This is a genomic window from Palaeococcus ferrophilus DSM 13482, assembly GCF_000966265.1.
Lineage (GTDB): Archaea > Methanobacteriota_B > Thermococci > Thermococcales > Thermococcaceae > Palaeococcus > Palaeococcus ferrophilus.
Genome location: NZ_LANF01000017.1, coordinates 1 through 23443, shown reverse-complemented (window position 1 = coordinate 23443; position 23443 = coordinate 1). Strand labels below are relative to the sequence as shown.

Annotated in this window: 23 protein-coding genes; 11 read left to right on the top strand and 12 right to left on the bottom strand. The window is 56.5% G+C overall.

Features of this window, described 5'->3' with window-relative positions; translation table 11 throughout:
- The 4 genes from PFER_RS09040 to PFER_RS09025 all read right to left on the bottom strand — a co-directional run.
- On the bottom strand, positions 1-1084 hold a 1084-nt coding region (locus PFER_RS09040; RefSeq protein WP_048151355.1), incomplete at its 3' end, for an NCS2 family permease.
- Positions 1085-1210: 126 nt separating this feature from the next.
- Entirely contained in the window at positions 1211-2131 is a 921-nt protein-coding gene (locus tag PFER_RS09035; RefSeq protein ID WP_052696219.1) for a glycoside hydrolase family 130 protein, read from the bottom strand.
- Positions 2118-3977 (bottom strand): glycogen debranching N-terminal domain-containing protein, encoded by a 1860-nt coding sequence (locus tag PFER_RS09030; protein ID WP_048151353.1) that lies wholly within the window; start codon positions 3975-3977, stop codon positions 2118-2120. The genes PFER_RS09035 and PFER_RS09030 overlap by 14 nt, the downstream gene beginning before the upstream one ends.
- Before the next feature lie 2 nt (positions 3978-3979).
- Positions 3980-5458 (bottom strand): L-fucose/L-arabinose isomerase family protein, encoded by a 1479-nt coding sequence (locus PFER_RS09025; protein WP_048151352.1) that lies wholly within the window; start codon positions 5456-5458, stop codon positions 3980-3982.
- Between the two features lie 89 nt (positions 5459-5547).
- Between PFER_RS09025 and PFER_RS09020 the strand changes: the two genes are divergently transcribed.
- Complete coding sequence (locus PFER_RS09020; RefSeq protein WP_048151351.1) at positions 5548-6495, top strand: carbohydrate kinase family protein; 948 nt, start codon at positions 5548-5550, stop codon at positions 6493-6495.
- Here the strand turns inward: PFER_RS09020 and PFER_RS09015 are convergent.
- A complete protein-coding gene (locus PFER_RS09015) occupies positions 6474-7616 on the bottom strand; it encodes a glycosyltransferase (RefSeq protein WP_048151350.1) in 1143 nt (380 codons plus the stop codon). The two genes, PFER_RS09020 and PFER_RS09015, sit on opposite strands and share 22 nt — an antisense overlap.
- Positions 7617-7706: 90 nt before the next feature.
- Between PFER_RS09015 and PFER_RS09010 the strand changes: the two genes are divergently transcribed.
- From PFER_RS09010 to PFER_RS08970, 9 genes are all read left to right on the top strand, one after another.
- Positions 7707-8714 (top strand): Gfo/Idh/MocA family protein, encoded by a 1008-nt coding sequence (locus PFER_RS09010; protein WP_048151349.1) that lies wholly within the window; start codon positions 7707-7709, stop codon positions 8712-8714.
- Positions 8711-9724, top strand: a complete 1014-nt coding sequence (locus PFER_RS09005) for a Gfo/Idh/MocA family protein (RefSeq protein WP_048151348.1) — start codon at positions 8711-8713, stop codon at positions 9722-9724. The genes PFER_RS09010 and PFER_RS09005 overlap by 4 nt, the downstream gene beginning before the upstream one ends.
- A gap of 129 nt (positions 9725-9853) precedes the next feature.
- A complete protein-coding gene (locus PFER_RS09000) occupies positions 9854-11170 on the top strand; it encodes an ABC transporter substrate-binding protein (protein WP_048151346.1) in 1317 nt (438 codons plus the stop codon).
- Positions 11171-11183: 13 nt separating this feature from the next.
- Positions 11184-12035: a carbohydrate ABC transporter permease gene (locus PFER_RS08995; protein ID WP_048151345.1), complete on the top strand. Its 852-nt coding sequence runs from the start codon at positions 11184-11186 to the stop codon at positions 12033-12035.
- Positions 12032-12865: a carbohydrate ABC transporter permease gene (locus PFER_RS08990; RefSeq protein ID WP_048151343.1), complete on the top strand. Its 834-nt coding sequence runs from the start codon at positions 12032-12034 to the stop codon at positions 12863-12865. Before PFER_RS08995 ends, PFER_RS08990 begins: the two co-directional genes overlap by 4 nt.
- Positions 12866-12874: 9 nt before the next feature.
- Positions 12875-13978 (top strand): ABC transporter ATP-binding protein, encoded by a 1104-nt coding sequence (locus PFER_RS08985; RefSeq protein WP_048151341.1) that lies wholly within the window; start codon positions 12875-12877, stop codon positions 13976-13978.
- A 9-nt stretch (positions 13979-13987) separates the two neighbouring features.
- Positions 13988-15004 carry a TrmB family transcriptional regulator gene (locus PFER_RS08980; protein ID WP_048151339.1) on the top strand — a complete coding sequence of 339 codons (1017 nt, stop codon included), beginning with the start codon at positions 13988-13990 and terminating at the stop codon, positions 15002-15004.
- A 7-nt stretch (positions 15005-15011) separates the two neighbouring features.
- Positions 15012-16331: a glycerate kinase type-2 family protein gene (locus PFER_RS08975; protein ID WP_048151336.1), complete on the top strand. Its 1320-nt coding sequence runs from the start codon at positions 15012-15014 to the stop codon at positions 16329-16331.
- Between the two features lie 32 nt (positions 16332-16363).
- The gene (locus tag PFER_RS08970) at positions 16364-16783 is read left to right on the top strand and encodes a hypothetical protein (RefSeq protein WP_048151334.1); all 420 of its coding nucleotides are present in this window, start codon (positions 16364-16366) and stop codon (positions 16781-16783) included.
- Here PFER_RS08970 and PFER_RS08965 read toward each other — a convergent pair.
- The 7 genes from PFER_RS08965 to PFER_RS08935 all read right to left on the bottom strand — a co-directional run bounded on the left by PFER_RS08965 (position 16780) and on the right by PFER_RS08935 (position 22839).
- Entirely contained in the window at positions 16780-17214 is a 435-nt protein-coding gene (locus PFER_RS08965) for a hypothetical protein (RefSeq protein WP_048151333.1), read from the bottom strand. The two genes, PFER_RS08970 and PFER_RS08965, sit on opposite strands and share 4 nt — an antisense overlap.
- Positions 17215-17245: 31 nt before the next feature.
- The gene (locus tag PFER_RS08960) at positions 17246-18583 is read right to left on the bottom strand and encodes an ornithine aminotransferase (RefSeq protein ID WP_048151331.1); all 1338 of its coding nucleotides are present in this window, start codon (positions 18581-18583) and stop codon (positions 17246-17248) included.
- Between the two features lie 123 nt (positions 18584-18706).
- Positions 18707-19036, bottom strand: a complete 330-nt coding sequence (locus PFER_RS08955; RefSeq protein ID WP_048151329.1) for a YbjQ family protein — start codon at positions 19034-19036, stop codon at positions 18707-18709.
- Positions 19037-19135: 99 nt separating this feature from the next.
- Positions 19136-20131 carry a thioredoxin-disulfide reductase gene (gene trxB / locus PFER_RS08950; RefSeq protein WP_048151327.1) on the bottom strand — a complete coding sequence of 332 codons (996 nt, stop codon included), beginning with the start codon at positions 20129-20131 and terminating at the stop codon, positions 19136-19138.
- Between the two features lie 72 nt (positions 20132-20203).
- Positions 20204-21049 carry a hypothetical protein gene (locus PFER_RS08945; RefSeq protein ID WP_048151325.1) on the bottom strand — a complete coding sequence of 282 codons (846 nt, stop codon included), beginning with the start codon at positions 21047-21049 and terminating at the stop codon, positions 20204-20206.
- 44 nt (positions 21050-21093) lie between these two features.
- Positions 21094-21624: a metal-dependent hydrolase gene (locus PFER_RS08940; RefSeq protein WP_048151323.1), complete on the bottom strand. Its 531-nt coding sequence runs from the start codon at positions 21622-21624 to the stop codon at positions 21094-21096.
- Positions 21625-21630: 6 nt separating this feature from the next.
- Positions 21631-22839 (bottom strand): P-loop NTPase family protein, encoded by a 1209-nt coding sequence (locus PFER_RS08935; RefSeq protein ID WP_048151321.1) that lies wholly within the window; start codon positions 22837-22839, stop codon positions 21631-21633.
- Between the two features lie 62 nt (positions 22840-22901).
- Here PFER_RS08935 and PFER_RS08930 point away from each other — a divergent pair, with 62 nt between their 5' ends.
- Complete coding sequence (locus PFER_RS08930) at positions 22902-23396, top strand: THUMP domain-containing protein (RefSeq protein ID WP_048151319.1); 495 nt, start codon at positions 22902-22904, stop codon at positions 23394-23396.
- Positions 23397-23443: the final 47 nt, after the last annotated feature.

Genomic DNA, 23443 nt, shown 5'->3' with positions numbered 1-23443 from the left:
TGACGAGCGCGGGGGCAGTTGCGAAGGCAGGTATGGAGCTGGCGAGCGGGGCTATGAAAAGGCCCAGTGCGAGGAAGAGGACACCGGTGACGAGGGCAGTCATCCCCGTTCTTCCGCCCTCCTCTATTCCGGCAGCGCTCTCTATGTAAGTTGTGACGGTTGACGTTCCAAGGAGGGCACCAAATGTTGTGCCTATGGCGTCCGTGAGGAGAACCTTCTCCGCATCGGGAACCTTGCCCTCCTTCGTGAGGAAGCCGGCCTTGGCGCTTAAGCCCGTGACCGTTCCCAGAGTGTCGAAGAAGTCAACCATGAAGAAGGCGAACACAACTCCAAGCGCCCCAACGTTGAGGAGACCCTGGAGGTCGAGCTTGAGGAAGGTGTAGCTCACCGTGGGGGTGGAGAATATGTGGTCGGGCCAGGGGGCGGCGCCCGTTATCCACCCTATGATGCTCGTGGTGAGGATTGAGATGAGGAGGGCGCCCTTTACGCGGAGGGCTATGAGGATTGCCGCGAGGAGCAGACCGAACAGGAAGAGGAGTCCCTTCTGGGTTATCAGTGCCGAAGCGTTGAGACCGGTGAAGGCCAAAACCCCGTTGTTGGTGACGGCCGTTAAGAGACCGACGTCGTTGAGGCCTATGAACGTGAGGAACAGGCCTATACCCGCTCCCACCGCGTACTTCTGGCTGAGGGGAATGGCGTGGATTATGGCGCTCCTGACCTTCGTGACGCTCAGTATGATGAAGATTATACCCTCAACGAAGACCGCCGCGAGTGCAACGCGCCAGTCGTAGCCCATACCGAGGACAACGCTGTAGGCGAAGTAAGCGTTTAAACCCATTCCCGGAGCGAGGGCGAAGGGCTTTTTGGCGTAGATGCCCATTATTATCGTCGCGATTCCCGCGGCGAGGGCAGTGACCGCGACGAGAGAATCGAAAGCCCCCTTTCCCATGGCATCGCTCAGTATCGCCGGGTTCACGAAGAGTATGTACGCCATTGTCATGAAGGTCGTAACTCCCGCCAGTATCTCCGTTTTCATGTCCGTCCTGTGTCTCTCAAACTCGAAATATTCCTCAAACCATCCCATGAGCGCACCTCCAGTTATTGCCTTAATTATGACAAAATGTTCGGAATTTTTAAGTTTTTTTAGACAGAAAAAAGTCAAAAAGTGGCGGAGGGGTTACAATATTTCAGCATAACATGATACGAAATTTCAGGGTAATCCACCCGGGGTTCCGGAGAGGGCGAGCCCCACGTACCTGTCAGCCCCGCCGTAGTAGAGGTAGAACCTTCCCTCGTGCTCCACCATCGCCTCGGCGAAGACGACGTTGTTCACCCATCCTCTCTTCTCCCACTCGAACTCGGGCTGAAGCAGCGGTTTCTCCGTCCTCCATAGGAGCCTCCTCGGGTCGTCCAAATCAAACAGCGCCGCCTGAACCGTGTAGACGAGGCTCCCCACCTCCCCAAAGGCCTCGTTGTGTATTAGGAGTATCCCCTCGTCGGTCATCATGGGGGCGGGTCCCGGCTCCACGAGGTAGCCCCTCGGCGTTAGAACAGGTTGTTCCTCGTACTCCCAGTGGAGCAAATCCTTCGAGTGGGCCAGCCAGACGTTCGAGTCGCCGAAGTACATAATGTATCTTCCTTTGAACGGGCCCGACTTCATTTTCTCGGCCAGGATTGCCCCGCTCTTCGTCCAGTTTGCCTTCCCGTTCTTCTCGAAGGGGAACTCGTCGAAGAGAACGCCGTGCTTCTTCCAGTTCAAGAGGTTCTTCGAAGTGGCCATGCACAGCCTCGCAACGTTCCCGTCGTAGCCGGTGTATGTCATGTAGTAGGTATCTCCAACCTTTACAACCCTCGGGTCTTCCACCCCAACCTTCTCCCAGCCGTATTCGGGCTCCATAACCGGCTCCGGATGCTTGACGAAGTTCACCCCGTCGTCGCTGAGGGCGAGTCCTATCCTGCCCGTTATTTTCTCGCCCTCCGCCTCAGCGCGGTAGAGCATGACGAAGGTGCCCCTCCTCTTGACAACGGCCGGGTTGTAGGTGTTCTTCGAGTCAAAGCCCCGCTGAGAAGGCGAGAGAACCGGCCTTCGGAGCTTTTGAAAGTGGAATTGGATGGGCTCAGAGGTGCTCAACCTCAACCCCCCCGTTGGCCCGTATGAGGTAGTTCCCTCCCCTGAACCGCACGCCCCTGATGAGGTAGTTCACTCCCTCCGCCGGCTGAACTGTCAGCTCGTCCCCGGCTTCCATGCCGAGTGAGGCGGTAACGAGTGCAAAAACGCTGGCAGCACTCCACGCCTGCGGCGAGTTGGCCCTCGGAACGGGAACGAGCTCGTCCAGACCGCTGTAGAGCTCAGGTAATTCCTTCTCCGGCATGAGCTTGGCGGCGGCGAAGACCCTCTCTGCGAGCCCCTTCGCAAGGTCGGTCCTGCCGATCCTCGCGAGGCCGAGGGCTATTAGCGCGTTGTCGTGGGGCCACACACTTCCGCGGTGGTAGCTGAAGGGGTTGTAGGCCTTTTCTTCCGAGCTCAGCGTCCTTATTCCATAGCTGGAGAGCATATCGGACTGGAACAGCCTCTCCGCGGTTTTCTCTTCATGCTTGGCTATCCCCGTGAGGAGCAGGTGCCCCATGTTGGAGGAGACCACCCGGAGGGGCTCGCCCTTTCCGTCGAGCGCCAGGGCGTAGTAACCATCAACCCAGAAGTCGCGGTTGAAGCGCCTCTTTAGCTCTTCGGCCTCTTTGAGGAGTGCCTTGGGGTCGTGTTCCGTCATCTCAAGCTCGCCTGCCAGCTTAAGCGCCCAGTATGCGTAGCCCTGAACCTCCACGAGCGCTATCGGGGGCTCCGGAGTCTTTCCATCCTCGTCCACTATGGCGTCCTTCGAGTCCTTCCATCCCTTGTTGCCGAGTATTCCCGGAGTGTAGGTTATGTAGCCGTCCTCGAGGTTCCGTAGAATCCACTCGACGGCCATTGTGAGGTTGGGTTTGAGCTCCTCTACGAGCGTCCTATCCCCCGTCCACCGGAGGTACTCCCCGGCGAGGGCAACGTAGAGGGGTGTGGCATCAACGGTTCCATAGTAGGGGCCGAAGGGAACCGCTCCGGACTGGGCCAGCTCACCGAGCCGGAACTCGTGGGGAATCTTTCCCGGCTCTTCCTCACTCTTGGGGTCGTGTCTCCTGCCCTGGATGGAGGCGAAGAGCCTCAGCGTTCCGGCGGCGTACTCCGGGTAGTACGGGAGCAGAAAGAGCGACGTTATTATCGCGTCCCTTCCGAAGGGGCACATGAAGTAGGGTATCCCCGCGAGGGGGACGGGCCCGTAAACCGTCGAGAGCGTGAGGGCGCTGAGGTTCTCGACGGCCCTCTCAAAAACGCCCTCGAGCGTCACCGAACCCGTGAAGACGGTGTTTTTGAGCCTCCACCCGCTGCCCCTAAGGAGCGAGGAGGTCTTTCCCGAAACCTGGGGAACGAAGCGCACGTAAAGAACCTCCTTTCCGCCCGGCGGGAGTTCAAGTCCGGCCCTGAGGGTCTCGCCCTCTCTATCGAGGTTCGTCTCCACCCTCAAGCTCCTCGCCTCCCCTGAACTTTTCCTGGAGTAAAAGCCCCCGCCCTTTAGTGGTTCCTCTTCCTTGAGCCCCATGAAGCCCCTGACCTGAAAGATGTCCTCTATCGGGGCCTCGTAGGTGTAGAGAACCTCAACGCTCAGCGGCTCGTCCGAGGCGTTGTAGAATGAAAGCTCCTCAGTGTAGGCCCCATCGAGTCTCCTCCTCCTGACGAGTACGCTCCTCCCCTCGATGGAGAAATGGGAGACGGCAGTTGTGAACGTCGAGGAAGCCCCGACGAACTCGGGCTCAGGCCTCACGCGGAGGACTGCCTTCCGGACGAAGCGCGTATCGAGGGAGTAGAAGCCGTGGTACCTGTTCTTCATATTCCCCTCTTCGTCCGTGAGAGTGAATGCCCCGTTCGAAGCGAGGATGACCCTCATGCTCACACCCCAAGGATTGATTTGACCTCACTCCCCTCCTCCAGGTTGACGGCCCTGACGCCCCAGAGCCTCGCCACGAACCGTACCTCCTCGGTGTAGTCCCCGGGCACGAGGGAGAGGTGGTTGGCACCCATTGCCGAGATGAAGGTTTCCTTGTCGAGGGGGTTCCTTATGGCCGTGTGCGGCCACTGCTTGCCCCACTTGAGCTTGGACTCTATCTCCTCGGTTATTTCAACGCCCTCAGCGAGGAAGTAGAGGAGGAAGTACTCGCCGCCCTTCCTTACGAGCCTCGCAACTGTGAAGGTATCCTTGGGAGTCCTGTAGGTGAGGGCACCGCCGCTCGCGCCCTGGCACTGGCCCTGAATCGTCGTCGCCTTAAGATTCTCCTCCGGATTCTCGCTCAGCCTCGCGTAGTATAAGGATGAGGCGCCACAGTTCGCTATCATCACGAGCTCATCATCAACGTACTTTATGTCCCCAAAGAGCGGCGGCTTTCCGCTGAGGTAGAAGAGGAGCGCCGAGCTTATCGTTCCCTTAACGTCGCCCTCGCAGGTGGCTGGAATAACGTCCTTCTCTCCTTCCGCATCCACGCCAAAGGGGAAGAAAGCAGGGATGAGGCAGGCGGTTACACCATATATCTCGCTCAGCTCTGGCTGGCACTTTATAGAGACTGCCGAAACGTTTTCATGCCCTTTAAAACTCTCCTTCGCCGCTAAATAGAGCCCTATCTGCCGCCTGAGGACTTCAGGGGTCAGCATCGTGCCATCGAACTTAACGTTTGTCTTCTCAAGGAGCCAGTCGTAGAACTCCTCAACGCGAACGCGCAGTCTTTCATCGGAGAGCATCTTATCGGCCCTCTTCACGAGGACGTACTGGTCGAGCATTATGAAGTCGCCTACAATGCGCTTCAGCCTCGGAAGGTCGTCCATGAGGTGCTCCATTCCGAGCGTGTAGGGCGCCCCCCAGAGAAGGAGGGACTTCCTCGAAAGCTTTGAAACCGCCTCAACGGTCCTGGCCCAGGCCTTGACCTTCTCGAGGTTCCCTTTGAGCCTGAAGTGGTTGAGGGCGTACTCGTTCACGGCGCTCTCCCAGAGGGAGGCCCCAACGGAGGTTACGCACGTCGTTCCCGCCCAGGCAGGGTCATCGTCGGCGTAGAGGAGGAGGGGTCTCTTCGCCTCCCTAACCATCGCGGTCACGAGGTTGCTCTCCGTCCAGTGCCAGAGGCCGGCTATGATGCCGCTCGCCCCGCTTCCCGCTATCATCTGACCGGCCTTAAGGGCCTCTCCCATCGAGTCTATACCGAAATTTTCACCGTTCTCAAAAGCTCCGTACTTCCCGAGCTTCTCATTAACGTCAAGAACTCTAAAACCTGCCTTTTCAAGCTCTTCCACGAGCTCTTTGTGCTTCTCCATAAGGGCCCTTTCGCGCTCGGTCGAGAGGGCCGTGGGGCGGGGGTCTGTGAAGGTTACGACGGCTATCATGAGGCAACACCTTGAAGGAACTCGGCAAAAAGGCATATATAACCGTTGTGTTATAAACCACTTTCAATGGTTGCATTTTGGTGATGGGTATGATGGTCTCAATCGGCGAAGTCCTCATAGACTTCATAGCCCTCCAAGAGGGGGAGCTGAAAGGGGTTAAGGCGTTTGAAAAACACCCCGGTGGCGCTCCGGCCAACGTCGCGGTCGGTCTCTCGAGGCTCGGCGTTGAGAGCGCGCTGGTAAGCAAGGTCGGAGATGACCCGTTCGGGGATTTCCTGCTTGAGAGGCTCCTGGATGAGGGCGTTAAGACCCTCATTCCCCGCGATAAGGAGAAGCACACAGGCGTTGTCTTCGTCCAGCTGGTGGGGGCAAAGCCCGAGTTCATCCTCTACGATGGCGTCGCCTACTTCAACCTCCTTCCAGAGGATGTCCCTCTCGATGTCCTTGAGGGAGCGGAGCTCGTTCACTTCGGGAGCGTTCTCTTCGCGAGAGAACCCTCGCGCTCCACCCTCTTCGGCGTTCTTGAAGAACTCAGGGGAAAGGTTCCGCTCAGCTACGACGTCAACATAAGGCCCGACCTCTGGCGCGGAAGGGAAGGGGAGATGCTGAGAGACATTGAGAGGGCATTAAAGCTGGCCGACATCGTCAAACTCGGCGATTCCGAGCTGACCTACCTCAAGGAGAACGGGATAAACCTTGATGAGTTCGACTTCAAGCTGGTGGCAGTTACGATGGGAGAAAGGGGAAGCGAACTTATGAGCGGTGTCAGAGTTCACGTGCCGGCTTACAGAGTGGAGCCCCTTGATACGACCGGCGCAGGCGATGCCTTCATGGCGGCTCTGCTCGCGGGCCTGCATTACTCGGGCCTTCTGGGGAGGGAGGAAATTGGAAAGGAACGGCTTGAGAAGATAGGCCGCTTCGCGAACCTCGTGGCTGCCCTCTCGACGACGCATAGGGGGGCGTGGAGCGTTCCAAAAATGGAGGAGATAGCGCTGATGAGGGAATTTCGGGAGCTTCACCAGCGCTCCAGCAGGTAGTCCTTCTCCTCAAGGAAGACCTTCGCCCTCTCCTCTATCAGCTTTTCCGCCTCCAGCGTGCTCATGTCCATCGTCCTCTTCACAAAATCAGCAGTCTTCGCGAAGTAGAGCGGGACGAGGGGTTCGGCCTCCTCGAGGATGCCGTCCCTGTAGGCAACCGCTCCATCGTAGAGAACGTGGCTCCAGAGCCTGTCATCGAATTCGAAGGTTTGGAGGGCCTTCTTGACCCCATTGAATGTCTCCTCGCTGAGGGCCCTCTTCAGAACGGGTTCGTAGTTAGAGAAGAGCTCCTTGGCCTTTATCTCGAGGAGTTCGAGGGTAACCTTCACCTCCTCCGGCTCGCCCTTTTCAAGCTCGCCGAAGACGGGAACGTCCTCTATGGCCTTCACGCCTTTCCAGACGTTCTCGTACTTCTTCATGAGGGTGAAGAGAGTCCCAACGACCTGATTGAACATGGGGCCAAGGGAAGCGGCCGGATCCTTGGGGTCATGTATCTTCATGCCGAGGGCTGTCTGGATAACCTTAAAGCCCCTCGCAATGGCAGTCGTCGTTAGGAAGATGTCAACGCCGAAGCGGGCAACGTGGGTCTTCCAGACATCCTCATCCTCGAGATAGACCTCCATCAGTTTTCTGCTTATTCCAAAGTCCCCGCCTATGGGCTGTCTGACGTTCTTCCCGTAGAGTGAGGCCGTCATGGGGTAGGCAATGTTGTTGGTTATCGTCCCGTCCCACTTGTGCCTTATGTAGAGCGGCGCAACGAAGTCATAACCCTCCTCAATGGGCTTTGCAAAACGGTATATCCACTCAGGGGTTATGCTCCTCAAATCGCTGTCCACGAAGACGAGGGCGTCGGCTTCCCTCTTCATCGCGAACTCCATGAGCTCCTTCATGGCGCTGCCCTTGCCCGGGATGGGCCATTTGTAGACGAAGCTGTGGACCTCGACTCCATCCGGGACGGATGTGTTGAGAACCGCCTCCCTGGTGCCGTCCTTGCTTCCCCCGTCCGCATTCACAACAATTCCTCCGTTGAAATACTTCTTAAGGCCTTCTGCGGCCTGCTTAACAACAAAAGAGATCGTTTCCGCATTGTTGTAGCTCGGAATCCCAACGATAACTTCCATGGAATCACCTCCGCCGGATACAACCATTTAAAGTGGTTTATTTTGAAAAGAGTTAAATACTTTTTGTTCCCATATACTCAGGGGATCCCCATGGAACTGAAGGTGGGAGTGATCGGGTGCGGGAACATATTCAACCTCGCCCACAAGAACGCCCTTAAGGCCATAGAGGGCGTCAGGGTGGTCGCGTGCATGGACGTTGATGCAGTGAGGGCAGAGGAGGGGGCAAAGGCCCTCAAGGCGAGGGCATTCACAAACCTCGACGAGTTTTTAAGCCTCGACCTTGATGTTGTTGAGGTTCTGACGCCGACGTACACCCACGCCGAGATAGCGATAAAGGCCCTCAAGGCAGGGAAGCACGTGATAGTCGAGAAGCCCATTGCCCTAACCGTTGATGAAGGCGAAAAGATGGTGAAGACCGCCGAGAGGGAGGGGCTGCATCTCTTAGTGGGCCACGTGAGGCGCTTCGACAAGAGATGGGTGGGGATGAAGGAGGTCATAAAGAAGCGCAACATCCTCCCCATGCACATAAGAAAGAGCGAGGTTCAGAACCTGCCGTTCCCAAAGGACTACTGGTACTGGGACGAAAGGAGGAGCGGCGGCGTTGCCCTTGATCTCGGCGTCCATGTCACGGACTTCCTGAGGTGGTTCTTCGAGAGCGAACCGGTAAGCGTCTACGCGGTTGGAAAGGCCATAAAGGAGGAGGCGAAGGCCAACGGAACCTTCGACCACTTCGTCATGATGATAGAGTTCGAGGGTGGGAAGACCGGCATAGCTGAGGTCAGCTGGGCGTACCCGTATCCCTCGCGCTACGGGGTCTTCTACCACCACGTTGACATAATAGGGAAGAACGGACGTATAAGGTACACACCGCTCGATACACCTGTCGTTGGCGTCGCGAAGGCGAACTTCGAGATGCCGCGCTTCTCACCGCTGCTCTCGACGTTCCCGGACGCGTTTGAGCGTGAACTGATGCACTTCTTCAACGTCATCAGGGGAAAGGAAGAGCCGGTGGTCACGGCGGAGGATGCTCTAATAGCCCTTAGGATCGCGGAAAGGGCCAAGGAGAGCGCCCGCACCGGGGAGGTGGTGAAAGTATGATGAAGCTCAAGGTCGGAATCATCAGCTACGCCCACCCTCACGCGCTCCGCTTCGCTTCCACCATGGCGGGGGGAAGGCACACGCGGCTGGTGGCCATCTCGGGCGACGGCTCGAACTCCGACGTGGCCATGGCCGAGGCGAAGAAGTACGGTGCGCGCTTCTACAGGAGCTACGAGAAGCTTTTGAGGGACGAGAACGTTGATGCGGTCTACATCGCCATCGAGACCTACCGGCACAGGGAAGTCGCTATACGGGCCGCGGAGGAGGGCAAGCACATACTCCTTGAGAAGCCGATAGCGTTAACCTTAGAGGACGCGGACGAGGTGATAAAGGCCGCGAGAAAGGCCGGGGTCAAGCTTATGCTCCCCTTCAACCCGCGCTTTACAGAGCCAGTCAGAAAGGCGAAGGAAATGCTCGACGGCGGGGAGATAGGCCTTTTGGAGTACATTCACGCGATCTCCGAGAACGTCAAGCCGCCAATCTTCCTCCAAGGCCTCGACATGAGCTGGTTTTTGGACGCTAGGAAGTCGGGCGGCGGGGGATTCATGGACACGGCGCCCCATGGCGTTGACTCGCTCCTATGGCTGACGGGGAACGTGCCTAAGAAGGTCTACGCGGACATCGGGGCCAAGATCTACGGTTTCCCTGTTGACGACATAGGTACCGCCGTACTCGAGTTCAAGAACGGTGTTGTGGCGGTTCTCACGGCCGGCTGGGGCAACCCCAAGGGCTACTCCTACGGGCTGGAGATAAAGTACTACCTCGTTGGGAGCGAGGGCTTTCTCGACGTTAGAACTGCTTACCCAGACTTCACAGTTTACCAGGATAGGGCCGAGAAGGTATATTGGGACAGGCCGGACGTGAGGGGCATCGTGGAGTCCTTTGCCAGGGCGGTTCTAAAGGACGAACCGGTACCTATAACGGGGGAGGATGCGAAGAAGAACCTTGCAATCATCCTTGCCGCCTACAGAGCCTCGAAGGAGAAGAGGGCAGTGAAGCTGAAGCTTTGATTGAAACGTTTACTTTTTTGTAATACAACCACTTTCAGTGGTTCTAAAACATAAGCCTTATATACCTTGGCGTATTTATGTTTGTTGAATTGTGCCGTTTGCAGCATTGGGGCACAGGGGTGATGCCGAATGAAAAAGGTGTTTGGATTGTTGTTGATTGGCCTCATGGCCTTCGCCGTGGTGGCCAGCGGATGTATAGGCGGTGGCGAAACCAGCACTACCACCGGTGGCACTACAACCCAGGAGAAGGTAACGCTGAACTTCCTTTCCACCCAGCTCAACCCGCCCGAGGAGCAGGCCTTTGTGAAGGATGAGCTTCTTAAGGCGTTCACAACTGACACGGGCATAGAGGTAAACTTCGTTCCGATATCCTACACCGACATGGTTACGAGGCTTGAGGGTGAGGAGAAGACCGGCAAGGTCACCATTGACGTTATCGGCGACCTCCACGGCGGTATGGACTACATGTCATCAAAGGACTGGCTCATGGACCTGAGCGGAATGCCCAAGCTCCAGGGCAGGACTTTCATAAGCACCTTCGAGAAGTACGCGACCATAAACGGAAAGCAGGTCTACGTCCCCTGGATGAGCGCCACCTACGTCATGGTGGTCAACAAGGAGGCCTTCAACTACCTGCCGGACGGACTCACGAAGGACGACGTCATGAAGGGAACCGAGAAATGGACCTACGATGCCCTCCTCGAGTGGGCCAAGAAGCTCAAAGAAGCCAAGGGACAGCCCGAGCTTGGATTTCCAGCAGGGCCTAAGGGACTCTTCGTGAGGTTCCTCCACGGTTACATCTACCCGAGCTACACCGGCTACCAGGCCAAGGAGTTCGACAGCGCAGATGCGGTCCAGATGTGGAACTACATGAAGGAACTCTGGCCCTACGTGCACCCGTCGAGCACCACGTGGGATGCTATGGCCGACCCGCTCCTCAAGGGCGAGGTTCTCATAGCCTGGGATCACACCGCGAGGATTAAGAACGCCATAGAGACCAAGCCGGACCAGTTCGTAGTCGTTCCCGTCCCGAGGGGACCGAAGGGCAGGGGATTCATAGTCGTTCTCGCGGGCCTCGCCATACCCAAGAACGCCCCGCACCCTGACCAGGCCTGGAAGCTCATAGACTACCTCACCAAGCCCGAGACCCAGGTCAAGGTTCTCGAGAAGGTCGGGTTCTTCCCGACGGTCCAGGAAGCAAGCGGAGCCCTCCCAGAGGGACCGCTCAAGATACTCGCCGAGGGTGTTGCGGCCCAGTCGAGCACATCCGATGCCATCGTGGCCATGATACCCAACCTCGGAGACAAGGGCGGCCAGTTCAAGGAGTACTACAAGCAGGCCTTTGAGAGGATAGTCCTCAACGGCGAGGACCCGGCCAAGGTTACCAGCGAGATCAAGCCGCAGCTCGTTGGCCTCTTCCAGGAAGTCGGGATAGAGACGCCGTGAAGGAGGAGAGCCCATGGAGCGGAGAACTCTCCTTCCTTATCTTTTGATTTTGCCGGCTTTTGCGTACCTGATGTTCTTCGTGGGATACCCCCTTGTGCAGGCCCTCTACCTCGCGTTCACCAAAAACGGGGCCTTTTCGCTCGATACTCTGAGGAGAACCGTTAGCGATTACTACTTCTGGAGCGCGCTCAAATATACCCTCGCGCTCGGTGCCGTTATCGTTCCCGTTCAGGTTGCCCTCGCCATCGTTCTCGCCCTTCTGGTTAACAAGGCGTTTAAGGGCAAGGATCTGGCCGTTTACGCCCTCGTTATCCCCCTAACGATAAGCGACGTGGCCGCGGGCCTTATATGGTACTCCATGCTCTCCCCCTACGGGTTTTTGAATAAGGTTCTCATGAACATCGGGCTGATCTCACAGCCCATATACTTCTTCGGCTACCAGTACAGAAGCAGGGAGTTCCTGGCCATAGTGCTCGCGGAAGTGTGGAGGGCAACCTCCATAGTCTTCGTGATAATCCTCGCCGGACTGCAGATGATAAGCAGGGAGTACCTTGAGGCGGCGGAGGTCTTTGGGGCGAGCTACTGGACGAGGCTCAGAAGGATAGTGCTTCCCATGCTTAAGCCCAGCATACAGAGCGCCCTGATAATAAGGACGCTGTTTGCCATGCAAATCTTCGGTATCGTCTGGATACTCGCGGGGAGGGACATTCCAGTCCTGGCGGGAGAAGGCTTCTACCAGCTCACGGAGATCAAGGACTACGGTGTCGCGTCCATCTACGCCCTGATAATAGCGGGCCTCTCCATCCTCCTGGGAGCCCTCTACATTAAGTTCCTTAAGGCCGAGTACTTGGAGGTGAGCAGATGAGGGAGGAAACGAAGTACGCGCTCAAGAAGACGGCCTTCTACTTCATCATCTTTACGGCGGTAGCATGGATACTCATTCCGATAATCGTGGCCTTCCTCTACGGTTTCACCACGAAGGCCGACTACTACGACCCCAACACAATCATTCCCCACAGCTACACCACCCAGTACGTCAGGGTGATACTCTTCACCCTCGGCGCATGGGAGGGCATAAAGAACAGCGTCATCGTGGCAACGCTCACCATAATCATAAGCTTCATACTTGGAATACCCGCCGGATACTCGATAGCGAAGTTCATATTCCCGGGCAAGGACACCATAAAGCTCTCCATCGTGGCCCTCAGGATGTTCCCGATCCCTGTCATGGCCATACCACTCATAGTTCTCTACATCCGCCTTCACCTGGCGGACACGCTCCTCGGCGTCGCTCTAGCCCACACGGCCATGGCGCTGCCGTTCGTTGTCCTAATAACGTCCAGCATCTTTGGAGGGGTATCCAAGGAGTACGAGGAAGCGGCGATGGTCTTCGGACTGACGAGGCTGGGCTCCTTTATGAAGATAACCCTCCCGCTGGCCCTTCCGGGGCTTGCTGCTGCAGCGATGTTCACCTTCGTCATGAGCTGGAACGAGGTGTTTGTTGCCTCCGTCCTCACGCTCAGCCACCGCACCCTTCCAGCGCAGATACTCTCGATAATGGCGGGCTCGAGCGGCGGAGCGGCACCGGACTACTACAAATTCGCCGCTGCCTTCATAATGACGCTCCCGGCGATGCTGTTCATATTCTTCGCAAGGAAGTACCTGGTCACGATGTGGGGTATAACGCTCAAGTGAGGTGTTAATATGGTAGAGGTCAAGCTCGATAGGATAACCAAGAGGTTTGGAGACTTTGAGGCCGTGAAGGACTTAACCCTCGAGATAAAGGACGGTGAGTTTCTAGTCCTCCTCGGGCCGAGCGGCTGCGGCAAGACGACGACGCTAAGGATGGTATCCGGCCTTGAGACGCCAACGGAGGGCAGGATATACTTTGGGGACAGGGACGTCACCTACCTCCCGCCCAAGGACAGGAACATCTCGATGGTCTTTCAGAGTTACGCCGTGTGGCCCCACATGAAGGTCTACGACAACATAGCCTTCCCTCTAAAGGTGAAGAAGTACCCCGAGAACGAGATAAAGGAACGCGTTAAGTGGGCGGCGGAGCTTCTTCAGATAGAGGAACTCCTTGACCGCTACCCCGCACAGCTCTCCGGCGGACAGAGGCAGCGTGTGGCCGTCGCTAGAGCAATAGTCGTTGAGCCCGACGTGCTCCTCATGGATGAACCCCTGAGCAACCTCGACGCAAAGCTTAGAGTGATGATGCGCGCCGAGGTCAAGAAGCTCCAGACGAAGCTTAAGGTAACCACCATCTACGTCACCCACGACCAGGTCGAGGCAATGACCATGGGAGACAGGATAGCGGTCATGAACAGGGGAAGGCTCCTCCAGGTCGGCCCACCGACAGAGGTCTACCTCAAGCCCAACTCCCTCTTCGTGGCTACTTTCATAGGGGCCCCCGAGATGAACATAGTTGACGCAAGCGTCGTTGAGGATGGAGGGCTCTGGCTCGAGGGGAGCGGCTTCAGGCTTAAGCTCCCGGACGACTTCAGGGGACTCCTCGAGGGATACCTCGGGAAGGACGTTCTCCTCGGCATAAGGCCCGAGCACATGACCGTCAAGGGCGTCTCAACGCTGGAGCACGTGACGAGGACGGCGGAAATAGAGGGGGTGGTGGACTTCATCGAGGCCCTGGGAACCGACACCATAGTCCACGCGAAGGTCGGTGATTCGATAATCAAGGTGAAGCTCCCCGGCCACATACCCCTCCCCATCGGGGAAAAGATTAAAATAGAGATTGACCTCGACAACATCCATGTCTTCGACAGGAGCACTGAGAAAGCTGTGATCTGAGGAGTGCCTATGGACGAGAAGGAGATAAAAGCCCGGCTGAAGGAGTTCGGCCTCAACGAGTACGAGGTTAGGGCGTACCTCACATTAATAAAGAACGGGCCGTTGACGGCCGGAGAACTGGCGGCCCTCTCCAAGGTGCCCCAGCCCAGAATATACGACGTGATAAGGACGCTTATGGCGAAGGGGTTCGTGACCACCAGCCAGGGGAGGCCCAAGCGGGTCATCCCCCTCAGCCCCGATAGCGTCATGGACGCCCTGAAGAGGCGCTACGATGAGAGGATTGACGAGGTCAAGAGCGCCCTGAAGAAGCTCTACACCCCCCGGGAAGAAATCGGAAGTGTAACCGTCGTCAAGAGCAGGATAACGTTTGAAGAGCACGTGAGGAAGGCGATTGAGGACGCAAGGTTTCACCTGAGCGTGGCGGTTCCGAAGGAGTTCCTCAAAAAAATCGGAAAAGGGCTGGCATCACGGAAGGAGGAGGGGGTAAGGATAAACCTCTTCGTGTACGGGGACGGTGATATTCCAAGGATCGCCAACGAAATAAGGACGAGAGAGGTTCCAGACCCTATAATCATCATCCAGGACAGGGAGACGGGGGTATACCTCCCCTACGAGGCGCTGACATCGAGCAGCTCCCTTCTCGGCTACGGCCTCATCATAAAGGACAACAACCTCCTCTTCATGCTTGACCGCTACTTCTACCATGCCCTGTGGCCGACGGGAAAAACGGTTTACATGGAGGAGAGGAAGCTCAAAATCCCCGAGGAGTACATCCACATAAGGGAGCTTGTGGAGGATCTGAGAACTTTCAACCTGGTGGGTTCAAAGGTCGAGGTGTTCGGGAGGTTCGTTCGCTCGAAAGAGCCCGTCCACCTGGTGGGAACGGTGGTGGAGTTCTTCGAGGACGACAATAAGGTCATCTCCAACATCACCGTGGAAACTAAAGGGGGCAAGAGGTACGTAGTCGGCGGCTGGAACGCCTCACTGGAGGACATAGAGGCCGAGAGAATAATACTCCTGGGGTAGGGTGCCTATGGAGGCCAGAGAAGTCGCCCTGCTTTTGATGGAAGAGGCCATAAGGAGCGCGAATCCCTACGGGGCCGTTAGAAGGGCCCTGAGCGCTGAGGGAAGAAGACTCAAGGTCTTTAATCGAGAATTTGATGTGGGGGGGAAGGTTTACCTCCTCGCCTTCGGGAAGGCCGCCTGCACAATGGCAAAGGCCGTTGCTGACGTTCTCGGGGATAGGATTGAAGAAGGGGTCGTAGTTACCAAGTACGGCTACGCGGAGAGCTGTCCGAGGGGGCCTAACATCAGGGTTGTTGAGGCAGGGCACCCGGTTCCCGACGAGAACTCTCTTCTGGGGGCCAAACTCGGCCTCGAGCTGGCCGAAAAGGTTGGCCCTGATGACCTCCTCATCGTCCTAATCTCAGGGGGTGGAAGTGCCCTTTTCCTCCTCCCGGAGGAGGGGATAAGTCTTGAGGACAAGATAAAGACCAACGAACTCCTTCTTAAGAGTGGGGCCAAAATTTACGAGATAAACACCGTCAGGAAGCACATCTCTGCAGTCAAGGGTGGAAAGCTGGCCAAGAGGGTGAGGGGGACGGTTGTAAGCCTCATTTTATCGGACGTCGTCGGAGACCCGCTTGAGGCCATAGCCTCCGGTCCTACCGTGAAGGACCCCACCACCTTCCAGGACGCATACAGAATTCTGAAGCTCTACAGCGTCTGGGAGAAGCTCCCGGAGAGCGTAAAAAGGCAGGTAGAGCGCGGTTTGAGGGGAGAGGTTGAGGAGACGCTGAAGGAGGATCTGCCCAACGTCCACAACTTCATCGTCGGGAGCGGGACGATGGCGTGTGAGGCAGCCAGGAGGAAGGCAGAGGAGCTTGGGTTCAACGCCGCTATACTGACCACCACTTTGGAGGGCGAAGCGAGGGAGGTAGCCCTTGCGATAGGTTCGATAGTTGAGGAGATAACCAGAAACGACAGGCCGCTGGAGAAGCCGGCGGTTCTGATAGCGGGCGGCGAGTGGACGGTAACGATAACGGGCGAAGCCGGCCTCGGCGGACCGAACCAGGAGTTCGCGTTAAGCATAGCGAGAAAGATAGCGGGGCTGAACGTGGCCGTCCTTGCCGTTGATACGGACGGAACCGACGGACCCACGGATGCCGCTGGCGGAATAGTGGACGGAAGAACGCTTGAGCTGCTTAAAAATGCGGGGATAGACGTTGAAAATGCCCTGAAGAGGCACGACGCCTACCACGCGCTCGAAAGGGTCAGTGCCCTCCTCAAGACCGGTCCGACCGGGACGAACGTCAACTCGCTGGTTATAGTGGTGATCCCGAAGGACGTTTAAACACCATTTCCGATTTTTTATCGGTGGTGCGTTTGGACGTTAGGAACCTTGTGAAGGCAAGGGACAGGGTAGTCCTCTGGAAGCTCAAGATAACCCGGGCCGCTGGATACCTAAGCGTGGTCAACAGCTTCATGATACTCTTTGTTTTCGCGAAGGAGCTCTACTCCATCCCCTGGATAGGCGAGCTCTTCAGCTTCAGGGAGTTCATAGTGGTGGCATATGGACTGGCCGTGGTGGGCTTCATAGTGCTCGCGGAGCTGGACTGGCACTTTATGTTCAAGAGGGAACAGAGCTACAGTCTAACGAGGAATCCTCTCCTTCCAGCGCAGTGCGCCACCTACAGGTACCTGCTGAGAAAGGCCCTCAAAGAGGGAGAACTCAGCGAGGAGGAGGTCAGAAGGATAGAGAGCGCCATGATGCTGGCCGGCTGCGGGCCCGTTGGGGAGGACTAAACCCTCGAAACTCCAAGGGTTTCGAGAATCCGGGAGACCTCATGGGGCCTGTTCGTGGAGAACGACACTGACCATCCCCTTTTTCTCACGAGGAGGACACACCCCTCTGCCGGGAGCGTGAAGTGCCACCCACCCCTACACTCCGTCCAGCTTCTGCCGAGGGAAAAACCCTCGATTTCCTCGAGAGGAACCGTCTTTCGGAGTATAATTCCCAAAAGGCCCCTAATTCTTACTTCACGCTCGTCTATTTGGATTTTTATCGTGGAAACGTCCAGCAGAATAAGGGTTAGGACCGTTAGAGAAATTATCATGGCCTCAACTCCCTCACCCGCCCCGTAGGCGATTGCAAGGCCGAAGAGCATTGAGATTATTCCCGGGAGGGCAAAAGCAGCGAACAGCCTGTTGGAGAGCCTCTCCTCGTAGAGGGTCATAGAACCACCGGGGAAAGGAAAAAGAGGGAAATCACTCGAGGGCGGCCTTGAGGGCCTCCTCGAATATCTCCATGGCGACGTCTATCTCCTCCTTGGTAACGATTAGCGGCGGTATAAAGCGGAGCGAGTTGTCGCCGCAGCCGAGGAGGATGAGTCCGCGCTTTGAGGCCTCCTTGACGACCCTGTTCCTGACCTCGGGGTTCTTCTCCTTGGTGTCCTTGTTCTTCACGAACTCGACGGCCTGTGCCAGACCGAGACCCCTCGCATCGCCAATGACCTCGTACTTCTCCTCGAACTCCTTGAGCCTCTGGTGGAGGTAGTCGCCGACCTCCTGGACGTGCGGGAGGAGTCCTTTGACTATCTCGACGACCTCAAGGGCGGCCTCGATGGCCACGGGGTTGCCGCCGAAGGTTGAGGCGTGCCTTCCGGGCTTGTCAAAGGCTATGTCCGCCCTGTGGACGACACCGGCGAGCGGGATTCCTCCTCCTATGGCCTTACCGAACTGGATCGTGTCGGGGGCAACTCCAAAGTGCTCGATGGCCCAGAACTTGCCCGTCCTTCCAACGCCCATCTGCACCTCATCGTCAGCCAGGAGTATTCCGTAGTTGTCGGCGAGCTTCTTGAGCTCCTTGAAGAAGTCCTTCGGCGGGACGACGTAGCCGCCCTCACCCTGTATGGGCTCGAAGACTATGGCGCCGACCTCGTGGGGCGGGACGTGCTTGAAGACGTAGTCCTCGAGGAACTCAAGAACCCTGTTTATGAGCTCCTTGGGGTCGGCGTAACCGTCAATGTGCCAGGGGTTCCTGTAGGGGTTGGGGTAGGGTATGTGCTCCACTCCGGGCATGGTGGGGAAGAAGCCGTCCTGCTGCACCCACTTGCTGGCGGTGAGGCTAAGAACCGCCTGCGTCCTTCCGTGGAAGGCGTGGTAGAATGCTATGAACCTCTTTCTCTTGGTTCCGTACTTGACGAGCTTCATCATGGCCTCGTTGGCCTCGGCACCGCTGTTCTGGTAGACGACCTTCTTCTGGAAGTCTCCTGGGGCGAGTTCACTGAGCTTCTGGGCGAGGATGACCGCGTTCTCGTAGAAGAAGTCGTTGAGGGCGAAGTGGGTGAACCTCTCGGCCTGCCTCTTTATGGCCTCAACAACGCGCGGGTGGGCGTGGCCGACGTTCATAACACCGACGCCGCTTCCAAAGTCGTAGAAGCTGTTGCCGTCAACGTCATAAACCATAACGCCCTCTCCGCGGTCAATGACTATTGGAAGGGCATCCGGATCCTGGGTGGTCATGGCAAGAAGCTCAAAGTTCTTCGTTATTACCTCCTTGGCCTTCGGTCCGGGAAGTTCCTTAACAACGGGTCTCTTCACCATAGTCTATCACCGGAAACCTCTTCACACTCACCGTATATAATTTTATGCTCACTAATGAACATGTTTGTCTGAAAAATTTTCGGCAAATTCGAAAAAAGGGTGGAACAACCTAAAATGCTGCCCTCATTCCTTCTCCAGCACAACGGCGGTTCCGTAGGCGAATATCTCTGCGGCACCGGAGGCCACGGATGACGTCATGAAGCGAACGTTTATCACACCGTTGGCGCCCATCTCCCTTGCATGCTCCACCATGCGCTGGAGGGCAATCTCCCTAGCCTCCGCAAGCATCTCGGTGTACTCCTTCACCTCGCCACCCGCTATGTTCCTCAAACCTGCGAGAATGTCCTTACCTATGTGCTTCGCCCTCACCGTGGCACCTCTGGCAATGCCGAGAACCTTAACCACCCTGTAGCCTGGAACGTGTTCCGTTGTGGTAACAATCATCTCGTCCATGGGAGTCCCCCCACAACTTAAAGTCAAAGTAATCTCCCCGTCGGACTTTAAATAGTTTCCGAGAAACAAGAGCGAGAACAGAGAAATAGAAGAGAGGGCTCACTCCTCTCTCATGTTCTTGGCCCACTCATCAATGAGCTCCTTGGCGGAGTTGGCCGCTATGGCACCCTGACCTACAGCCACCGCTATCTGCTTGAAAACGTTGGTGATGTCGCCAGCGGCGAAAATGCCCTTGATCTTGGTGCGCATGTGCATGTCAACTGGGATGTAGCCGTACTCGTCCGTTATGCCGAGGTGCTTGACGAAGTCCGTTTTTGGCTCATAGCCTATGAAGACGAAGACACCATCAACCTTCATCTCGCTCTCCTCGCCGGTCTTAACGTTCCTGAGCCTGACGGCCTCCACCTTCTCATCGCCTATGATTTCGGTGACGACGGTGTCGAGAATGGTCGGAATGCCGCTCTCCTTAAACCTGTCCTGGAGTATCTTGTCGGCCCTGAACTCCTGCCTCCTGTGGACGAGGGTCACGTCAACGCCTATGCTCTTGAGGTAGAGGGACTCCTGAAGGGCCGTGTTTCCACCGCCGACCACTATTACCTTCTTGCCCTTGAAGAGCGGGCCGTCGCAGGTGGCGCAGTAGCTAACGCCCCTTCCGTAGAACTTGTCCTCGCCCGGGACGCGGAGCTTCCTTGGGGCCGCACCGACGGCTATTATAACAGTCCTCGCCTTGTAGGTGGCACCGTTCGCCGTCTTAATCTCGAACTTGCACGGGCCCTCGTAGTAGGCGCACTCCACACCCTCAACCTTCTCGACCTCGTCGAAGACCACGTTGACGCCGAGCTCCTTCACCTGCTCGTACATCCTCGTTGCAAGCTCCTGGCCGCTAACGCCCCCCGGAAAACCGGGGTAGTTCTCTATGAGGTCCGTTAGGGCCATGTTGCCACCCAGGTCCTTGCTGACTATTATCGTGTCGAGGCCGTAGCGGGCGGCATAGATGGCCGCGGTGTAGCCGGCCGGACCCGCACCTATTATAAAAACATCCCACACCTTGTTCTCGTCACCCGATGCCTTTGAAAGGGACGTAAGGCTGAACATTGCTCTCACCTCCTGTTCCTAACCAAAGGTTAGAGGGAATACTTAAAAGCGTTATTACTCATGAATGGGTATTCAAACCACGCTCTCGACCCTTGGTTTACCCCCCATCGCCCCCTTGCCCAGCCCAACCACGACCTTGGTCGTATCGTGCTCGTCCTTCGAGAACGGAACGTCGAGTGTGAGCTTGAGGGTATACTCCCAGTGCCCCTCTACAAACTCCCTTCTACCAAAGACCTCTCTCAGCTTTCTGGGGTCGGTTTGTGACCTGTCCATAACAAGGAGCAGGGGTTCGCTCCAGAACTTTCTCTCAAAACCGGCCTCACCGCTTCCCTCAACTTCCGCGAGCATTTCTTTGGCCCGGGGCCCATCTATCTCCAGCTCGAGCCTCGCCCCCCTGCACTTGGCAACGTTCACGTACAGCGTTCCGGATATTGCGTTGTTCAGGGACTCAACTCTAGTGTGGGCAAACTCCAGCTCCCGCGACGCTTCGAGGGTATCTTTCTCAACTTTGACCTCATACGAGGGCAGAATCGGGACCAAAACCGACCCCCTGAACTCCCCCTCGGTTACCAGGTAGGCCGGAAAATCGGCCAGGGCAGTATCCCTCCCGTTTATCGCGACCGAGAATGGTTCGGGCGAGAGAGGAATTTCTTCCGCGTTAATATCTTCAATCCCCGTGAACTCCCTGCTCACGTAATAGTGCCTGTTTTTGGAGCCGTGCCACTCCCCTCTTATCCTTAATCGGCCCCTCTTGAGCTTCATCTCTCCCGGCAGGATTATCCTCCCCTCCTCAACCCGGATTGATTCGGCCAGCCTTTGACACCGGGCCATAGCCCTCTTCTTTCTCTCGTTCCCAACCAGAACCATGGCCACTAGGAGGGCCATAATCGCAAAGAACGTCACGGCTCCCCAGTCCATGCTATCCCCAAAGTTTTAGAACAAAAGAGGATAAAAACTTTTCCTCAGGTAAGTGAGATTTCTCCGTCCAACACCAGGTGCAGTGTGTAGCCCGTGAAGGCTGCGAAGCCCACGTATAACCCCTCCCCTGTGCTCATACCCAGCCCGTACTCAACCAGCAGGAACGACAGGGCGCCGTAGAGGAGAGCAAAGAGCAGTGAGTGCACTATCCCCCTGTGGCTCGGCATGAGCCAGGTGAAGGCGTACCACACTATGAGTGCCACCACTACCGCGATGGCCCACTCAGCGGTGGTGTTGAGCCAGGGAGCGCCCACGTTTATCGTTCCCTTCACGTTGATGTAGGTCGCTCCTCCCGCCAGAACGCTCACTATGGGCTTTGTACCGCGGTGAATGAGCGCGTTTGGGTGGTCCATGTCGGGTAAATCCGCCCCCAGGACGTAGAGGGCATAACCCAACACGAGGGCTACGGTGGTAAGTTTGAATGGAACTCCCTGGGTGGACAGGAAGCCCGCCAGCGCAACGGCTAGCGGGTAGCTGACTATCCCGCTGAGGACGTGGGTATCGTAGTTCGGCATCGCCCATCACTCTTCTTCCTTCTCACCCTGACCTTTTTCCAGGAACTTCCTGACGTAATCGGGCACCTTGTAGTTCCCCTTTGGATCCCCAACGAGGAAGCCCAGCCGTATCAATTCTTCGAGGTGGTCATAGACCTGAACTCCCGGTTTCTTGAGCTCCTTGGCAACCTGGATGTAGCTTATCGGACCGCCTCCGAACTTCTCAACTATTACCTTAACGAGATCCCTGTAGTCCTCCGGAACCCTCGCAAAGTACTCCTCGAGGCTCTTGGGCTCCTCAAGTATCGTCGTTACCACGTACTCGTCTATCGGGTCGAACTTGTGCTTGCTCGCCTCGCTGAGGACGTAGTGGAGCAGGCGGAGTATCTGTCTCGGGTTGCCCTTGCCGAGGGTGTGGATGAGCTCTATGGCCTTCTCAGTGAAGGGGTATATTGGATCATCCGTATCGCGGATTCTAACGCGGTTCAGCCTCTTTTTGACGAGCTCAAATGCCTCCTCAAGGCTCATGGGGCGGAGCTTGAACTCGTAGTGAAGGCGCATGAAGAAGGCGGGGAATATCTTGGAGTAGTCCTCGTACGCCTCTGGAATACACGCGAAGGCGAAGATGCACCCGGGGGGCATGTTGCTTATGAAATGCCTCAGCATCTCGAAGAACTGGATTTTCTCGTCCTCCCTGGCGCTCATCATGTTCTCAAGCTCGTCCAGAAGAAGGGCGGAGTACGGGTGCTTCCCCATCTCTTTTGTGAGAAGCTCTGCAACGTCCCTCGACTTGTACTCGTCCGTCGAGGTCAGCATCTTCTCGAGCTGGTCAACGAAACCGAGCTTCTTTGAGAGGTTCTCCAGAAAGATACCCGTCTTGCTCTTGGGGGGCTTGAAAGAGTTGAATATGTCCCTCGTTATCTTGAGAATGTCGTTGGTGTCCACCTTAACATAAATCGCCTTCCCCCCGTTGTCATTGATTGCCTTGGCGAGGCTTTTGAGTCTCTGGGTCTTACCCATCCCCAGGGGACCCACTATGGAAAAGGCCACGGATGATTTGTTGCCTACGACTTCAGAAAGAGCCATGGAAAGCTTCATGTCAATCTCCTGGTACACATGAATGCTCTCCACGTCGGTTATTCCCTCACTGGCCAGCTCCGCGAAGGGGTTTTTGGAGAGACCGTAAATTTCATAGGAGGGGGACTGATAAACTTTAAGAGGAGTTCCGCTTTCCATTTAAACCACCACCCTTTAGAAGTGGTCATTAATGGAATATAAAAGTTGTGGGGGAAACACTTATGGTCATTTTGCTCGTCAGCTGTCCAACGGGAAGGGAAGGAGACGCATCCCTTGAGCTGGAGTGGGCCCTTGGTGATGCCACGGTGAAGAGAACGAAGTGGCGCGGGGTTCTGCTGGCATATACGTCCCATGATAAGGGGGAAGCCATCAGGAGGATAAGAGAATTTGAGACACAGGCTATTTTCAAGGTCGTGCCTCTGGAGGTTCTGGTGGAGAGTAACGAGGATGAAATAATAAAAAGGGCCGTTGAACTTGCGAAGGAGAGAATAAAACCGGAGGATAGCTTCGCCGCCCGGTGCAGGGTGAGGGACAAAAAGTTCGCCTCCGCGAAGGAGCTGGAGAGGAAGGTGGGTGGGGCCGTGAAAGATGCCACGAACGCCAGAGTAGACCTCACAGACCCGGACTGGACCGTTATGGTTGAGGTTCTTGAGAGGAAAACTGGTATAAGCGTTCTGGGAAGGGGAGAGATTCTAAAGAAGGACGTTGTGGAGTAAAAACTCTTTTCTAACCTCTATTACTGCAGTGAGAACTGAGAAACGAG

What these genes read in the sequence shown, in the direction of transcription:
- PFER_RS09030 (WP_048151353.1), bottom strand. Translation starts at nt 3,977, where the DNA reads ATGAGGGTCATCCTCGCTTCGAACGGGGCATTCACTCTCACGGACGAA.
- PFER_RS09025 (WP_048151352.1), bottom strand. Translation starts at nt 5,458, where the DNA reads ATGATAGCCGTCGTAACCTTCACAGACCCCCGCCCCACGGCCCTCTCG.
- PFER_RS09020 (WP_048151351.1), top strand. Translation starts at nt 5,548, where the DNA reads ATGATGGTCTCAATCGGCGAAGTCCTCATAGACTTCATAGCCCTCCAA.
- PFER_RS09015 (WP_048151350.1), bottom strand. Translation starts at nt 7,616, where the DNA reads ATGGAAGTTATCGTTGGGATTCCGAGCTACAACAATGCGGAAACGATC.
- PFER_RS09010 (WP_048151349.1), top strand. Translation starts at nt 7,707, where the DNA reads ATGGAACTGAAGGTGGGAGTGATCGGGTGCGGGAACATATTCAACCTC.
- PFER_RS09005 (WP_048151348.1), top strand. Translation starts at nt 8,711, where the DNA reads ATGATGAAGCTCAAGGTCGGAATCATCAGCTACGCCCACCCTCACGCG.
- PFER_RS09000 (WP_048151346.1), top strand. Translation starts at nt 9,854, where the DNA reads ATGAAAAAGGTGTTTGGATTGTTGTTGATTGGCCTCATGGCCTTCGCC.
- PFER_RS08995 (WP_048151345.1), top strand. Translation starts at nt 11,184, where the DNA reads ATGGAGCGGAGAACTCTCCTTCCTTATCTTTTGATTTTGCCGGCTTTT.
- PFER_RS08990 (WP_048151343.1), top strand. Translation starts at nt 12,032, where the DNA reads ATGAGGGAGGAAACGAAGTACGCGCTCAAGAAGACGGCCTTCTACTTC.
- PFER_RS08985 (WP_048151341.1), top strand. Translation starts at nt 12,875, where the DNA reads ATGGTAGAGGTCAAGCTCGATAGGATAACCAAGAGGTTTGGAGACTTT.
- PFER_RS08980 (WP_048151339.1), top strand. Translation starts at nt 13,988, where the DNA reads ATGGACGAGAAGGAGATAAAAGCCCGGCTGAAGGAGTTCGGCCTCAAC.
- PFER_RS08975 (WP_048151336.1), top strand. Translation starts at nt 15,012, where the DNA reads ATGGAGGCCAGAGAAGTCGCCCTGCTTTTGATGGAAGAGGCCATAAGG.
- PFER_RS08965 (WP_048151333.1), bottom strand. Translation starts at nt 17,214, where the DNA reads ATGACCCTCTACGAGGAGAGGCTCTCCAACAGGCTGTTCGCTGCTTTT.
- PFER_RS08960 (WP_048151331.1), bottom strand. Translation starts at nt 18,583, where the DNA reads ATGGTGAAGAGACCCGTTGTTAAGGAACTTCCCGGACCGAAGGCCAAG.
- PFER_RS08955 (WP_048151329.1), bottom strand. Translation starts at nt 19,036, where the DNA reads ATGGACGAGATGATTGTTACCACAACGGAACACGTTCCAGGCTACAGG.
- trxB (WP_048151327.1), bottom strand. Translation starts at nt 20,131, where the DNA reads ATGTTCAGCCTTACGTCCCTTTCAAAGGCATCGGGTGACGAGAACAAG.
- PFER_RS08945 (WP_048151325.1), bottom strand. Translation starts at nt 21,049, where the DNA reads ATGGACTGGGGAGCCGTGACGTTCTTTGCGATTATGGCCCTCCTAGTG.
- PFER_RS08940 (WP_048151323.1), bottom strand. Translation starts at nt 21,624, where the DNA reads ATGCCGAACTACGATACCCACGTCCTCAGCGGGATAGTCAGCTACCCG.
- PFER_RS08935 (WP_048151321.1), bottom strand. Translation starts at nt 22,839, where the DNA reads ATGGAAAGCGGAACTCCTCTTAAAGTTTATCAGTCCCCCTCCTATGAA.
- PFER_RS08930 (WP_048151319.1), top strand. Translation starts at nt 22,902, where the DNA reads ATGGTCATTTTGCTCGTCAGCTGTCCAACGGGAAGGGAAGGAGACGCA.